A 13,840-nucleotide genomic window follows, 5' to 3' on the forward strand; every position below is an offset into this window, starting at 1 on the left:
CTCGGTCACTGAGTCTTCTACCGGCACATCCCATTCACCCTTGCTCAGGCGCTTTTCACTGGCGCGCTCGCGAAACTGGGGTGTAAACAGGTTGGTGACAATCAGGTCCGCCTGCAAGGCGTTAATATCATCCTGGGAGGCACCACCGGCGATCGCGTCGGTCACGTCCTGGGCGGTAACAGCGCGGTCTTCATTGATCCGCAGCACCTGATAGTAGGGCTGGGGGCCGACAATCTCGGATATATCGTAGGCGTAGTCCATCGACAGGGTATCGCTGATATCCCAGCGCAAAACAAAGCGGCCCGCCTCGCGCTCTTCTTCGACAAAGTCATTGCTGCCGTTAATGTTGTCGACCCAGGGGCCTTTCTCGGATTTGGAATAACTGATTTTGGCGCTCAGTCCGGACCAGGCACCGGTATCCAGTTGCAGGGTGCCCTTGCGGTAATCGCGGTTGCCGGTGGCCAGTACCGACTTGATGCCAAACTCTTCGTCTGGTCGGGCGCTGATCATATTGATGGCGCCCCCGGTGGTGTTACGCCCATACAGTGTGCCCTGCGGGCCGCGCAGCACTTCAATCCGCGCCAGATCCGCCACATCGCTGGTCAGGCCAACACTGCGACCGACGTAAACCCCATCGATATAGACGCCAACGGCCGGATCTTGCGTGGTCTGGGAGTCGTTGTTGCCAACGCCGCGCATAAAGATCACCAGTGAACTGCGGCTGTTCGGAAAGGGGGTGATATCCACGTTCGGTGTGCGGGCGGTGATATCGCCCAGATCATCAATCCCGAACTGATCCAGCTGATCACCGGAAAAGGCTGCCAGTGAAATCGGCGTATCCTGCAACGACTCTTCGCGCTTCTGGGCCGTAACCACGACCTCTTCCAATTGGGTGTTGCGCTGCTGCGCGAGCGACACCTCCGGCACCAGGGCCACCGCTCCGGCGGCGATAATGGCTTTCGTGACTTTCCCCATGAGCTTTACCTTTTATATTCTTGTCTGAAAAACCGGCTAATTCTGGGTAAAGGCGCCCGCCAAATCAAGCGGCTCGCCGCCTTTCTACCTCGCTTGGATTAGGCTAAGGTAGCCCCATCGTAAAAACTTGCCGGATACCATGACCCAGTTCCATCCTCCGCGCCTGCTGCGCAATGCCCACCTCCAATCCATTCTCGCGTCCACACGCCTGCGCAAGCTGCGCATTGGCCGCCGCGCTCGCCTCCTTCAGGCCGCCAGCCGGGAGGTGTTGGTGGAATGCCGTGATGGCACCAAGCTATTGGGTGAATACGCCGAACAGGAAAACGACAGCCGCGGTCTGGTGGTCTTGATTCACGGCTGGGAGGGCAGCTCGAAATCCACCTATCTGCTGTCAGCGGGCAGCGCCCTCTATCAGGCGGGCTATAGTGTGTTTCGTCTTAACCAGCGCGATCACGGCCCCAGCCATCACCTGAACGAAGAGCTGTTCAACTCCACCCGCCTGAGCGATGTGCTCGGCGCACTGGAATGGATTCAGAAGGCGTTTCCCCACCAAAGAAATTACCTGGCGGGCTTTTCCCTTGGAGGTAACTTCTCACTGCGTGTCGCCGCGAACCTGAAAGAACTCCCCATCTCGCTGGATCAGGTGGTTGCCGTGTGCCCGGTGCTGAACCCGGTCAACACCATGGAGGCACTGGACAAAGGCTGGTGGGTCTACGAAAAATATTTCGTCCGCAAATGGAAGCGCTCGCTCAAAACCAAACTGCAGCACTACCCCGAACTCGGTTATGAGCAGGACCTGCTTACGCTGCGCTCACTGCGCGAAATGAACCACTTTTTTGTGCCGCGCTTCACCCAGTTCAAGGACGCCCAGACCTACCTGCTGGCCTACGCCATCATCGGCGATGCGCTGAGCCATCTGCAGGCACCCTGCCATATTATCGCCGCCGAAGATGACCCCATTTGCGGCGCGGAGGATTTGCCAAATCTGGCAAAGCACCCCAACCTGACCATCGAGACCACCGCCCACGGAGGTCACTGTGGATACGTAAGCAACTTTCGGCTGGACAGCTGGATCGACCAGCGCCTGCTCGACCTATTCAATCAGAACTGAGGGCACCACCGTGGCAGACTGGCAATGGGTTACCCGTATACACCGCAGCCTTTACAAAGCGAGCAATGGCCGCATCGGCGGCAATCTGATGGGCATACCCATGGTACTGATGCATACCATCGGCGCCAAAAGCGGCGAGACTCGCAGCATTCCGGTCGCCTGCTACCCTCACCCCGAAGGTTTGCTGGTGCTGGCCTCCAATAATGGCGGCCCGAAAATGCCCGCCTGGTATCACAATATGCGCGCCCACCCGGAATTTGAAGTTCAGTTTAAGCGGGAAAAACGGCGCGTTCGAGCCGAACAGATCGGTGAAGACGAGCGGCTGCAATACTGGGACGCCATGGCCGAGATCAACCCCCGTATCGTGCACTACTGGCACACGGCGCAGGCAGAACACAACAGGAAGATCCCAGTGATTCTGCTACGCACGCTGGAAACTCTGAACTAAACCCTCAGCCGCTAGGCGGAGCGTGCGGCAATCGCTTCGTGAATGGCGAGATGCCGTTTGGCTTCCTCAAAGTGCAAGACTTCCACCAGCTTGCCGTCGACGACCGCCACAGCCTTGCCCTCTGTCTTGGCAGCCCGCCAGGCTTCGACTATCCTTCCGGCGCGCTCAATGATGTCAGGCGATGGCGCAAAGGCTTTATTGGCCGGTTCAATCTGGCTCGGATGAATCAGAGTTTTACCATCAAAGCCTAACGCAACCCCTTGATCGCAGGCCGCGGCATAGCCCGCCTCATCTTTGATATCCAAATAAACCCCATCGAGGATATCCAGACCGTGGGCCCTTGCCGCCAAGACACACAACTGTAGTGAAGTCAGCATACCCAATCGATCAGGTGTGTGCGGCACGCGCAATTCCTTGGCCAGATCTGAGGTGCCCATAACAATCACTTCGTTGCGCTTGTCAGCACCGCAGATCTCGTCGATATTGAGAATGCCGCGCGGGGTTTCCGCCATCAGCCATAGCTTCAGGGTCGAACTTTCCTGTTTGAGCAGCTGCACCACCGCATTCACTTCACTGGCCGACTCGACCTTGGGCAGGCACAAAGCCGCAATCGGCGCATTGGCAAAGGCAACAATATCGTCGCGCCCCCACGGCGTATCAAAGCCGTTCACACGTACCACCACTTCCCGCTCGCCGTAACCACCGGCATTCACTGCCTCTAGCACCTGCTCTCGGGCAGCCGCTTTCTGATCCGGTGCCACGGCATCTTCGAGGTCCAGAATCAGACTGTCGGCGGGCAGCGTGCGCGCTTTCTCAAGGGCGCGGGCATTAGAGCCGGGCATATACAAAACGGAGCGACGAGGTCGGATAGTCATTGATCTTCCAAAACGAAAAACAGGGATACTACCATAGCTCAGGCAGCTGTTTTTGGCCGCAGCATGGCCAGAAACCAGGCCGTCGACAGGCCCGCGGCGCCAAACAGCATACTCATTACCACAATCTGATAACGCGCCGCGATCAAGGGCGAGACGCCTGACAGAATCTGTCCGGTCATCATGCCCGGCAGCGACACCAAACCCACCGCAAACAGGGAGTTCACCACCGGGATCATCGCCGCTTTAAAGGCTTTGCGGCGCGCCTCCTCATAGGCCAGCCCATCTTCACGCTCTGACATAAATCGCTCGGCGGCAAGACTGACCGCGTTCATAGTGTTGGCAAAGATCATACCCGCCAGCGGAATCACATAATTGGGGGCATACCAGGGCTCGACCGCTACCACCGCCTGCGTCACCAGTATCAGCACCGCCATACCAACCACGCCAATCGCAAGCGCGGCTTTTACCAGCCAGTCCTTGCGCTGTTTACCAATGGAATTAAGCGAAATCCACGCCGCTGCGCTGAGCATAACGGTCAATACACCGAGCACCACCACGGGGTGTTCAGTCTCAAAGATATAGGCCAGCGCGTAGCCGATAAGCAGCAGCTGCAGCAACATCCGTCCAACGGCGTAGGAAGCATTGCCGGCGCCTGCCGTCCAGCGATAGAAAATAATCAACGCGAGCAGCGCAGGGATAAATGCGTAGGCGAGTTGCAGGTTGGAAATATCGTAGAGGTTCACGTCGTCACCCTTGAGTCAGGGCTACAAGCTTAGCTGATGTTTTACTCTGAAGGGGGGGGGGAAGCTCGCGACAAAAAAAGCCCCGCACTGGGCGGGGCTTTCGACGGCAAGGTTGCGGGAAGGGCTTACATCATGCCGCCCATGCCACCCATGCCGCCCATACCACCCATGCCGCCCATATCAGGCATAGCCGGTGCATCGTTGTCTTCCGGAGAATCAGCGATCATGCACTCGGTGGTAATCATGAGACCTGCGATGGAGCCAGCAGCCTGCAGCGCGGTACGGGTTACTTTGGCTGGGTCGAGAATACCCATTTCCATCATGTCGCCGTATTCGCCAGTGGCCGCATTGTAGCCAAAGTTGCCTTCGCCATTGCGAACCTTGTCCAGCACCACAGAGGCTTCGCCACCCGCATTGTTTACGATGTGACGCATTGGGCCTTCCATTGCGCGCAGCAGCGCGGCAATACCGGCATTCTGGTCTTCGTTGTCACCGGTCAGACCAGTGATCTTGGAAACCGCACGCACCAGTGCAACACCGCCACCAGGCACTACGCCTTCTTCAACCGCAGCACGGGTTGCGTGCAGGGCATCTTCAACGCGGGCTTTCTTCTCTTTCATTTCCACTTCAGTGGCTGCGCCAACCTTGATTACCGCCACACCGCCGGCCAGTTTGGCAACGCGCTCTTGCAGCTTCTCACGGTCGTAGTCAGAAGAGGTGTTTTCGATTTGAACACGCACTTCACCAACGCGCGCTTCGATGGCTTTGGCATCGCCCGCACCGTCAACGATAGTGGTATTTTCTTTGTCCATGGCTACGCGCTTGGCAGTACCCAGGTGATCCAGCGTGGCACTTTCCAGATCCATGCCGATCTCTTCAGAGATCACAGTACCGCCGGTCAGGATGGCGATATCTTCCAGCATGGCCTTGCGACGGTCGCCAAAGCCCGGTGCTTTACAGGCTGCAACTTTTACGATGCCGCGCATGTTGTTCACAACCAGAGTCGCGAGGGCTTCACCTTCAACGTCTTCAGCGATGATCACCAGCGGACGGCTTGCCTTGGCAACCTGCTCCAGCAAGGGCAGCAGTTCGCGGATGTTGGAGATTTTCTTGTCAACCAGCAGGATGAAGGGGTTATCCAGCTCGGCAGACATGTTGTCAGTGTTGGTTACGAAGTAAGGCGACAGGTAACCGCGGTCAAACTGCATACCTTCAACCACGTCCAGCTCGTTGTGCAGGCTCTGGCCTTCTTCAACGGTGATGACGCCTTCTTTGCCCACTTTTTCCATGGCTTCAGCAATGATGCTGCCCACTTGCTCGTCGCTGTTGGCAGAGATCGTGCCAACCTGAGCAATCGCCTTGTTATCGGCACAGGGGATGGCCATCTTCTTCACTTCTTCAACCGCCGCAGCAACGGCCTTGTCGATACCGCGCTTCAGGTCCATCGGGTTCATGCCCGCAGCAACAGACTTCAGGCCTTCGTTGAGGATGGACTGAGCCAGTACAGTTGCTGTGGTGGTGCCGTCACCGGCTTCGTCAGAGGCTTTGGAAGCAACTTCCTTAACCATCTGCGCGCCCATGTTTTCCAGCTTGTCTTTCAGTTCGATTTCCTTGGCAACCGACACACCGTCTTTAGTGACTGTCGGGGCCCCGAAAGACTTGTCCAGTACTACGTTGCGGCCTTTAGGGCCCAGAGTCACTTTAACCGCGTCGGCCAGGGTGTTTACGCCCTTCAGCATGCGTTGGCGGGCGCTGTCTCCGAATTTGACGTCTTTTGCAGCCATTTTCTTAATCCTTCTTGGTGTTCGTTAATTCGATTCGAGTCTTGCTCGGCCTGCTGTTACTCAACAATGCCGAAAATTTCAGATTCGTTCAGGATGATCAGCTCTTCGCCGTCGACTTTGACAGTGCTGCCAGAGTATTGGCCGAAGATCACCTGATCGCCCGCTTTTACACCCACCGGGCGCAGTTCGCCGTTTTCCAGCAACTTGCCTTCACCCACAGCGACAACTTCGCCCTGGTTCGGCTTCTCTTTCGCTGAGCCCGGCAGCACGATACCGCCAGCCGATGTCTGCTCTTCTTCCTTGCGACGAACGACAACGCGATCGTATAACGGACGAATTTTCATTTGCCAAATCTCCCTTTAAATCAAGGTCTTAATGTTAAGTTTAGGTTTTGACCAGCCGGACCTGCGTTTGGCCTGCGGCGCAGCCGGTTTAGCACTCTACCATCGAGAGTGCTAATAATAGGTCGCAAGCAACCCGAGTCAAGGAGAAAAAAATGACTGTAGAGGGCCACCTGCGCTTAGGGAGATGGGGCTGTTTTATCGGCTTTCAAGGGCTGGAAGAAAATATTTTTACTCTTCGCGCTTATAGTCGCCATCAATGGTGACATGGCCATCCCGGTCAACCCGGGTACGGGGCCCCTGTTCGGGCGAATCTGGGCCCGGTCGGTGGGCGCCGCCCCCCTGCTGAAAGTGCGCCTGGGTCTGCATCACTCCCGAGCGCAGCATATGGTCAATAATGCGGCGGCGAATGGGCCTGATGAGGCAGCAGAAGCCCACGGTATCCGTAAAAAAGCCGGGGGTCAGCAGCAAGGCGCCGCCCACGGCCAGAAACAGACCTTCCAGAATTTCGGTTGCCGGCACTTCGCCGGCATTGAGCCGGGCCTGGGCCCGGGTCAGGGTGCTGAAGCCCTGCTGGCGCAGCAGGTTCACACCAATAAAGGCGGTAAGCGCCACCAGCGCAATGGTGGGCAGCGCGCCAATCCGGCTGCCGACCTCTATCAGCAGCCACATCTCCAGAATGGGTATACCCACAAACAGCAGGAAAAGAAATCGCATAGCGTGGTTTCAGTCAATCGGGTTCGCCACCATGCCAAGGCCCCGAGGCAAAGGCAAGGGCATTGGCAAAAGGGCCGAAGTCGGGCTGAGGGTGTGGCGTCGTTCTTACATCGCCACCGGCTGTTCGATAACGCTCAAGATAGGCCGGTGTATGTCGGCCTTGAGGCCCGCCAGTGTTTTGCGATCTTTGCCGCGCATGGGCTGCGCCAGCTCTTCTGAACGTGTCAGCAGCTGATCGATGGTGGTTGCCGCATCGACAATACCCGCCTCGGCGGCGTCTTCACCACCAAAGCGCTTGCCCGTCAGCAGTGAATCGCGCAGTACCCGCCCCTGCAACTTTCCGGTGACCAGCGCATTCATTCCGGCCTCAAGGGTCATACCAAGGTCAATTTCCGGCAGACACATAAAGCCCCGGTCGGCACGCATAACGCTGTAGTCGCAGGCCAGCGGGATCATAAAGCCCAGACCAAAAGCATGGCCGTTGACCGCCGACACCACCGGCACCGGGAACTGGAGCAGGCGCGCCACCATGTGCATGCAGTCTTTGACAAAGCCGATGGCCTCGGCCGGTTCAGCCTTGGTCAGGAAATCCAGATCCAGCCCTTGTGAAAAACTCTTTTCGCGACCGGTGATAATCAACAGCGTAATGCCGTCATCGTCCAGCACCTTGTCCAGCGCGCCATTAAATGCGGCCAGGCTTTCCGGGTTGAACTTACCCTCCTCGGCCATCGTCAAAACGGCTTTGCCGTCGTTACAGTCCAGCGTCAGTGCCATGTCAGCTTCCTATAGTGATTCGATTGTGCGAAAACCGCGCTCACACGCGTCCCAATAGCTTTCGCCAAACAGGTTGTAGTGATTGAGTGCGTGATAGAGATTGTAGATCTCGCGCTTACGCAGGTACTCCTCACTCAGCGCAAAGTGGTGATTGTAGGCTGTCAGGAAGCGCGAAGGAAAGCCACCGAAAAACTCGGTCATGGCAATATCCACTTCCCGATCGGCAAAATGCACGGCAGGGTCTATCAACCAAACGCGCTCGCCGTCACAAAGGCAGTTGCCGCCCCACAGATCGCCGTGCACCAGACTTGCCTGCGCGCAATGTCGATTGAGAAAGTCGACCAGCCGCTCGGCGCCACTTTCCAGGCGGGCATCGCAGTGAGCGCGCCTTTCGCTGTCAAGGATCAGTGCAACTTGCCGCAGCAAACGTTCATCGAGAAAAAAGCTGCCCCAGTCTTCGTGACGCCTATTGCTCTGGGGGTTCAGCCCGATGTAATTATCCTGCTCAAAACCGTAATAGGGCTGAGGCTTGCTGTGCATCGCCGCCAGACCCTCGGCAAGGGCCTCGGCCTGCGCCTTAGTCCAGCGCCCGCTTGCCTGAATTTGTTCCATTTGCATTTCAGAGGCATTCACCTCGTAAACGACCGGCACAGAGACTTTGTCAGCCGGCAGATGCCGACGCAGCCAGTCAAGTCCGGTCGCTTCTGCTATCAGCGCATCATCAAACGGTGTCTGATTGGTTTTGGTATAGATCACTCAGCTTCCCGTTTTGCCTTGAATCAACACAATGGTAGCAAAGCCATGGTCGAAATCCGCCCGGGAAAGGCGTAGTCTTTTGCAGTTTCCACCACGATTTCACACAATCGGAGCCCGCGATGATTCACGATTCCATACTCGACACCATTGGCCACACCCCTGTTGTCAAACTGAACCGGCTGGCACCGGATCACGTGACAATGTACGTCAAATGCGAGTTCTTTAATCCCCTGTCATCGGTCAAAGACCGCCTCGCCATCGGCATAATCGAAGACGCCGAAAAACGCGGCCTGCTCAAGCCGGGCCAGACCGTCGTAGAGGCGACCTCAGGCAATACTGGCATTGCACTGGCGATGGTCTGCGCCGGCAAGGGCTACCCCTTTGTGGCGACCATGGTGGAAACCTTTTCCGTGGAGCGGCGCAAAATCATGAAAGCCCTCGGTGCGAAGGTGATTCTCACGCCCAAGGAAAAGCGCGGCACCGGCATGGTCGAGCTGGCGAAAAAACTGGCCGAGGACAACGGCTGGTTCTGGGCCAGTCAGTTTGAAAATGAAGCCAACCCCGCCTACCACCGCAACACCACCGGCCCGGAGATTCTACGCGACTTTGCCGGCAAGCAACTGGACTACTGGGTGACCGGCTGGGGCACTGGCGGCACACTGACCGGCGCCGGACAAATATTGAAACTGGCCCGCCCCGAGCTGAAAATCATTGCCACCGAACCCGAAGGGGCCCAGCTGATGGGCGGCAAGGACTGGGCGCCGCACATGATTCAAGGCTGGACGCCGGATTTTCTGCCGGACGTATTGGACAAGTCCGTGGCCGATCAAATTCTGCCGGTCACCGATGTTGAAGCCCGCGACACCGCTCGCAAACTGTCACAACAGGAAGGCATTTTCTGCGGCATCTCCGCTGGCGGAACCGTAGCGGCGGCTTTGAAAGTGGCGGAAAAGGCCGACAAAGGTTCGGTGATTCTGGCCATGTTGCCCGATACCGGCGAGCGCTATATGTCCACCTTCCTGTTTGAAGGCATTACCGACGAATCCGACGAGCAGTGGCTTGAAGACAGCACCGGCAAAAACAGCAGCGCCTACTGGTGAGTCTGCGGCAGAGGCGGTCTACCGGGTGCTGGCGAGCATCCCACCGGGGCGGCTCGCCAGCTACGGTCAGGTCGCCGAGCTGGCGGGGCTGCCAAAGCAGGCCCGCCGGGTTGGCCGCATATTAAGCCAGCTTCCCCGGGATACCCGCCTGCCCTGGTACCGGGTGGTCAACGCCAGCGGTAAAATCAGTTTTCCTGCCGGCAGTCCCGGCTACGAGCGTCAACTGGAACACCTGATTGACGAAGACAGCGCCCTGCCAGACGGGCGCCTGCGCTGGCGCGAATGTCGACTGTGATCCACGACGCTGCAAATACTGCTTGACGGAAATTCAGCCTTGGCATAAAAAGCGCGATCTTTTTCTGGCATGCAATTGTGTATGGCATGGATTTCCTTTGATCTGTTTCGCACCCTGGGCTTTCCCGACACCCTGAACCTGAAAGCAGAGCAACTCTTTCAATACAAGCAGGACATCAGTCAGGCCGACTGGGTGCTGTTCCCGCCCTATTGGCAATTGAATTCGCTGGTCTACGGCCTCAATGCCAAGGTCTTTCCGAGTGAGTCAAGCTACCGCCTCGGCCACAACAAGGTGGAAATGACCCGTGCCTTCGAACTGGTTGCCGCCGCGCACACCCCACTCACCCTGATCGCCGCCAACACTCCGGCGGAGGCCGAGCGCCTGTGGGCAGACATGCACCTGCCCTTTGTCGCCAAGCAGCCCAAGGCCTCGATGGGTGAAGGTGTCTGGCTGATTGAAAATCGCAGCGACTGGCGTGACTATCTGACGAAAACCGACACCCTTTACGTGCAGGAATATCTCCCCATCGACCGGGACATCCGGGTGGTAATTGTCGGCGAGCGGGTGCTGGCGGCGTACTGGCGCAAACAGGCACCGCGCGGCTTCTACAATAATGTCGCCAAGGGTGGCGAAGTGGATTACAGTCCGGTGCCAGCCCAGGCCATCGAACTCGCCCTGCATCTGGCGCGCTCACTGCAGATCAATCACGCGGGGTTTGATATTGCGATGGTGGGGAATCACCCTTACGTGCTGGAATTCAATCGCCTGTTCGGGAATCAGGGTATACCAGGCGGGGATGCCGCGCTGCGTGCGGCCATCTGTGATTTGCTGCTGCGCGCCTCGCGACCGGTGCCGACAACTCCGGCAAACGCATCGCCGAAACGCCGCCGGCTGCGCCGGGTGGCTTGAGTACCTGCCGCATATAGCGCGGACTTTCAGTTAATCGAAGGCACTCAATGCGGCCAGCGCTGCCTCGGCAATGGCGACATCTTCTTCGGTCAGGGCACCGCCCACACCAATCGCGCCAATAATCCTGTCAGCCGAACGAATCGGCAGGCCGCCGCCCAGCAGCGTGACATCCTTCATGGTTACCATCGACAGCAGGTTCGCCTGATTGTCACTGAGGGCTTCGGCCAGCTCTTCGGTGCTCAGGCCCATCAAGGCGGCGCGCGCTTTCGCTGGCACCGCATCCACCGCAATTACCGGGGTGCCGTCCATGCGGTGAAAGGCCTTGAGCATGCCATCGGTATCCACCACCGCAATGGCTACCGCCAGATCCATCTCACTGGCTTTCGCCACCGCCCGGTCAATCAGGGTGAGCGCGGCGGCAGAGGAAATCGATTCGCTTGTAAATGTGAGTCCAGACACGGCCTCCTCCTATTCAATCACTGCGTCACTGAAGGTGGTCACATCACCCAGCATGGGGCGGTGTGAGGGCGGCTGCTTGCCGTCGATATCCACCACCCCATACTCCAGCGCCAGTTCGGCGCCAACCCAGACCTTGCCGCTGCGCTCCATCAGCTTCGGATCCCGCGCCAGCGCATCGATCACACGCCCGGGAAATTCGGGGCTTTCGGCGGTCGCTTCCATATCGCGATACAGCTCCGGGTCGGCATCAAATACAGCCTGGCTGCGCTCGGTTTTCAGCAGGCCCATCCACAGTGAGATCACGGCGACCTTATAGGGCTGGAAATCCACCGCCATGTCGTGGGCCATCTTATCCACCGCCGCCTTGCCCGCGCCATAGGCCGGGCCGTGCATGTAACAGCGACCGCCAAAGGATGAGGTATTTACCACCAGCCCTGCGCCCGCTTTCAGCAGCAGCGGTGCGGCGTAGTAGCTCGCCACATAGGTCGAGCGCATGCCCACATCCAGAATCGCCTGCAGGCTCAGCGGTTTTTCCCAAAAAGGTCCGTGCTGTACAAGTTCCGGCGGCACATAGAGTGCATTATTGACCAGAATATCAAGCCGCCCCTGCTCCCGCTCGACTTGCTCAAACAGGGCTTTGACCTGCGCGTCGTCACTGTGATCGCAGACCACCGCAATGCCCTTGCCGCCACGTGCGTTGATTGCCTCGGCAGTCGCAAAAACGGTACCCGGCAGCGGCGCATCGCCTTCTTTCTGACTGCGCCCGGTCACGTAGACTGTGGCTCCGGTTTTGCCCAGCGCCAGCGCAATGCCCTTGCCGGCACCGCGACTGGCTCCCGTTACCACGACAACCCGATTTTGCTCCAAGCCCATTGTTCACCACCTGTGTTTTATTCGCTTGTACCAGTATTGCAGGTCGGCCACTGCGCTGCCTCCTCCATTTGTAGCAGCGGCCCCTAAATGTGGGCACAATGGTCTGAAAAATGACCCGAGAAAATCCGTGGAACTTGTCGAATCCCTCGTAGGCTCACAACTGCTTGCTCACGCCCTGGTGGCGCTGCTCAATATCATTCTGATTCTGGCGGCAGGGCCAATATCCAAGGCCTTCAACGACGGTCGCAATACCGACTTCCAGCAAGGGCTGCTGCGAGTGATGGCCTATATGCTGTTGGTACTGACCGTCGCCGACCTGGTGCTGGTCTGGCTGCTGCCCGGCTACCATCAGTTTTTTATCCGGCTGGGGCTGTCGCTGGTGCCGGTTTACGGCGCCATTTTTGCCTTCAATATCATCTCGCATTTTATCCGGCAGCGTTTCGGCCTCGAGCGCAAGATCGACGACAAGCTGGTTTATCTGGACTCCTACAACAGCCGCTTGATGGAACTGTTTGCGGTAGTCGTCCTGGTGCTAGTGGTGATTTACGCCCTGATCAAAATCTGGGGGCTGGACAGTCTGCTCGAAACAACCGGCATCTTCGGCTTGATCTTTGCCTTTATGGCGTTGACCAACCAAATCTGGGCGCCGGATATCTACTACGGCATGGTGATTCTGAATTCGGACATGATGTCAGACGGCGATACTGTGCGTCTGGAGGGCGACCCGAATATCTACATCATCAACAAGGTCACCTTTATCTACACGATTTTGCTGAATATTCAGAACAATCACCGCTCGCTGATCCGGAACAGTAAACTGATCAATATGACGGTAGAAAACCTGACCAAACGGGCGTCCATCGACGGACTTCGTGAAGCCCTCACTTACAATATCGGCTACCCGGAAACTCAGGCCAGCGACAGCGAAGCACGCACACAGGAACTTCAGAAGCACAGTCGGCGTATTGAGGCCATGTTCACTGCCGTGGCCGAAGCGCTGAATGACAATGAAAACAATCGCATCAACGCCAACTGCGAATTTGAATGGGCGCTGACCAATGCTGGTGACTATGCACTCACCTACACCCTCTGGTACTACCTTGAGGCCATACCCAACACCAAGGTCACGCGCACCGTGCGCCAGCACTTGTTGGGCACCCGCTTTATGATCAATCAGAAAGTGTTTGAGGAATCCATTGCTCACGGGGTCGATCTGTCCACACCCATTCTGGTGGAGCAAACGGAAAAGCACAGTCGCCGGCCGCTGCCTGCCTCAACCCCCACTCAGCGACCGCAGCAGCAGAAAAAACAGGACGGGGATAGCGGTAATGGCCAGCGTGAGTAGCGCGACCAGCACTTTCAGAAAACGGGCGTAGCGCAGGGCATCGGTACCCGTTCTGACGCGGGTGTCACGAAGCAGTTTTTCACCCGGGGGAGGAAAGCGTTCCGATTGCTGAATACGAAGCGCAAGCCGCCAAAGCAAGCCCAGCGGCACAAGCATCAACAGGCTGACCACTACCACCACCGCCAGCAAAAGCTCGGGCTGCTCTGCAAGCACCTGCACTGATTGGCTTTCAGTACTGCGCAGCATCAGCAGCACCGGGGCACACAGTGCGAGCAGAATGATGAGTGCTGTTCTGCGAGTGGCGGGGTCTGCGCGCTCAATCATCCTGATTCACC

At 57.7% G+C, this 13,840-nt stretch carries 17 protein-coding genes; 6 read left to right on the plus strand and 11 right to left on the minus strand.

What is annotated here, in order from left to right; genetic code table 11:
• Positions 1-975, minus strand: a 975-nt coding sequence (locus tag ABY734_RS15670; protein WP_372780285.1) for a TonB-dependent receptor, incomplete at its 3' end; no start/stop codon positions are given.
• Positions 976-1,114: 139 nt separating this feature from the next.
• On the opposite strand from ABY734_RS15670, the gene ABY734_RS15675 reads away from it, so the two are divergent.
• Positions 1,115-2,086, plus strand: a complete 972-nt coding sequence (locus tag ABY734_RS15675; RefSeq protein ID WP_372780287.1) for a YheT family hydrolase — start codon at positions 1,115-1,117, stop codon at positions 2,084-2,086.
• 10 nt (positions 2,087-2,096) lie between these two features.
• Complete coding sequence (locus ABY734_RS15680) at positions 2,097-2,534, plus strand: nitroreductase family deazaflavin-dependent oxidoreductase (protein ID WP_372780289.1); 438 nt, start codon at positions 2,097-2,099, stop codon at positions 2,532-2,534.
• Positions 2,535-2,545: 11 nt separating this feature from the next.
• Here ABY734_RS15680 and ABY734_RS15685 read toward each other — a convergent pair whose 3' ends face one another.
• The 7 genes from ABY734_RS15685 to ABY734_RS15715 form a co-directional block, all read right to left on the minus strand.
• Positions 2,546-3,409 (minus strand): CoA ester lyase, encoded by an 864-nt coding sequence (locus ABY734_RS15685; RefSeq protein ID WP_372780290.1) that lies wholly within the window; start codon positions 3,407-3,409, stop codon positions 2,546-2,548.
• 38 nt (positions 3,410-3,447) lie between these two features.
• On the minus strand, positions 3,448-4,152 hold the full coding sequence (locus ABY734_RS15690; RefSeq protein WP_372780292.1) for an ABC transporter permease: 705 nt from the start codon (positions 4,150-4,152) through the stop codon (positions 3,448-3,450).
• Between the two features lie 125 nt (positions 4,153-4,277).
• Entirely contained in the window at positions 4,278-5,936 is a 1,659-nt protein-coding gene (groL, locus tag ABY734_RS15695) for a chaperonin GroEL (RefSeq protein WP_372780294.1), read from the minus strand.
• Positions 5,937-5,992: 56 nt separating this feature from the next.
• On the minus strand, positions 5,993-6,280 hold the full coding sequence (gene groES / locus ABY734_RS15700; RefSeq protein ID WP_183409572.1) for a co-chaperone GroES: 288 nt from the start codon (positions 6,278-6,280) through the stop codon (positions 5,993-5,995).
• Positions 6,281-6,508: 228 nt separating this feature from the next.
• Entirely contained in the window at positions 6,509-6,994 is a 486-nt protein-coding gene (locus ABY734_RS15705; RefSeq protein WP_372780296.1) for an FxsA family protein, read from the minus strand.
• Between the two features lie 105 nt (positions 6,995-7,099).
• Complete coding sequence (locus tag ABY734_RS15710) at positions 7,100-7,768, minus strand: enoyl-CoA hydratase/isomerase family protein (RefSeq protein WP_372780298.1); 669 nt, start codon at positions 7,766-7,768, stop codon at positions 7,100-7,102.
• Between the two features lie 9 nt (positions 7,769-7,777).
• Positions 7,778-8,524 (minus strand): fructosamine kinase family protein, encoded by a 747-nt coding sequence (locus ABY734_RS15715; RefSeq protein WP_372780300.1) that lies wholly within the window; start codon positions 8,522-8,524, stop codon positions 7,778-7,780.
• Between the two features lie 119 nt (positions 8,525-8,643).
• Between ABY734_RS15715 and cysK the strand changes: the two genes are divergently transcribed.
• The 3 genes from cysK (at position 8,644) to ABY734_RS15730 (ending at position 10,828) form a co-directional block, all read left to right on the plus strand.
• Positions 8,644-9,624, plus strand: coding sequence for a cysteine synthase A (cysK, locus tag ABY734_RS15720; RefSeq protein WP_372780302.1), 981 nt, complete (start codon positions 8,644-8,646; stop codon positions 9,622-9,624).
• Positions 9,584-9,919, plus strand: coding sequence for an MGMT family protein (locus ABY734_RS15725; RefSeq protein ID WP_372780304.1), 336 nt, complete (start codon positions 9,584-9,586; stop codon positions 9,917-9,919). Before cysK ends, ABY734_RS15725 begins: the two co-directional genes overlap by 41 nt.
• Positions 9,920-10,000: 81 nt before the next feature.
• Entirely contained in the window at positions 10,001-10,828 is an 828-nt protein-coding gene (locus ABY734_RS15730) for a RimK family alpha-L-glutamate ligase (RefSeq protein ID WP_372780306.1), read from the plus strand.
• Between the two features lie 30 nt (positions 10,829-10,858).
• Here the strand turns inward: ABY734_RS15730 and ABY734_RS15735 are convergent, their stop codons facing one another.
• Both ABY734_RS15735 and ABY734_RS15740 read right to left on the minus strand, forming a co-directional pair.
• Positions 10,859-11,287, minus strand: coding sequence for a heme-binding protein (locus tag ABY734_RS15735; RefSeq protein ID WP_372780308.1), 429 nt, complete (start codon positions 11,285-11,287; stop codon positions 10,859-10,861).
• 9 nt (positions 11,288-11,296) lie between these two features.
• Positions 11,297-12,160 (minus strand): SDR family NAD(P)-dependent oxidoreductase, encoded by an 864-nt coding sequence (locus ABY734_RS15740; protein ID WP_372780310.1) that lies wholly within the window; start codon positions 12,158-12,160, stop codon positions 11,297-11,299.
• A gap of 127 nt (positions 12,161-12,287) precedes the next feature.
• On the opposite strand from ABY734_RS15740, the gene ABY734_RS15745 reads away from it, so the two are divergent.
• On the plus strand, positions 12,288-13,505 hold the full coding sequence (locus ABY734_RS15745) for a hypothetical protein (RefSeq protein WP_372780312.1): 1,218 nt from the start codon (positions 12,288-12,290) through the stop codon (positions 13,503-13,505).
• On the opposite strand, the gene ABY734_RS15750 is transcribed toward ABY734_RS15745, so the two are convergent.
• Complete coding sequence (locus ABY734_RS15750) at positions 13,434-13,829, minus strand: hypothetical protein (protein WP_372780314.1); 396 nt, start codon at positions 13,827-13,829, stop codon at positions 13,434-13,436. The genes ABY734_RS15745 and ABY734_RS15750 overlap by 72 nt on opposite strands.
• Between the last annotated feature and the right edge of the window lie 11 nt (positions 13,830-13,840).

Source organism: Litorivivens sp. (genome assembly GCF_041624475.1).
Taxonomy (GTDB): Bacteria; Pseudomonadota; Gammaproteobacteria; order Pseudomonadales; family Spongiibacteraceae; genus Litorivivens.

Bases quoted from the DNA above. Each gene is read 5' to 3' on its own strand.
- ABY734_RS15710 (WP_372780298.1), bottom strand. From the start codon at position 7,768: ATGGCACTGACGCTGGACTGTAACGACGGCAAAGCCGTTTTGACGATG.
- ABY734_RS15675 (WP_372780287.1), top strand. From the start codon at position 1,115: ATGACCCAGTTCCATCCTCCGCGCCTGCTGCGCAATGCCCACCTCCAA.
- groES (WP_183409572.1), bottom strand. From the start codon at position 6,280: ATGAAAATTCGTCCGTTATACGATCGCGTTGTCGTTCGTCGCAAGGAA.
- ABY734_RS15730 (WP_372780306.1), top strand. From the start codon at position 10,001: ATGGCATGGATTTCCTTTGATCTGTTTCGCACCCTGGGCTTTCCCGAC.
- groL (WP_372780294.1), bottom strand. From the start codon at position 5,936: ATGGCTGCAAAAGACGTCAAATTCGGAGACAGCGCCCGCCAACGCATG.
- cysK (WP_372780302.1), top strand. From the start codon at position 8,644: ATGATTCACGATTCCATACTCGACACCATTGGCCACACCCCTGTTGTC.
- ABY734_RS15750 (WP_372780314.1), bottom strand. From the start codon at position 13,829: ATGATTGAGCGCGCAGACCCCGCCACTCGCAGAACAGCACTCATCATT.
- ABY734_RS15685 (WP_372780290.1), bottom strand. From the start codon at position 3,409: ATGACTATCCGACCTCGTCGCTCCGTTTTGTATATGCCCGGCTCTAAT.
- ABY734_RS15705 (WP_372780296.1), bottom strand. From the start codon at position 6,994: ATGCGATTTCTTTTCCTGCTGTTTGTGGGTATACCCATTCTGGAGATG.
- ABY734_RS15740 (WP_372780310.1), bottom strand. From the start codon at position 12,160: ATGGGCTTGGAGCAAAATCGGGTTGTCGTGGTAACGGGAGCCAGTCGC.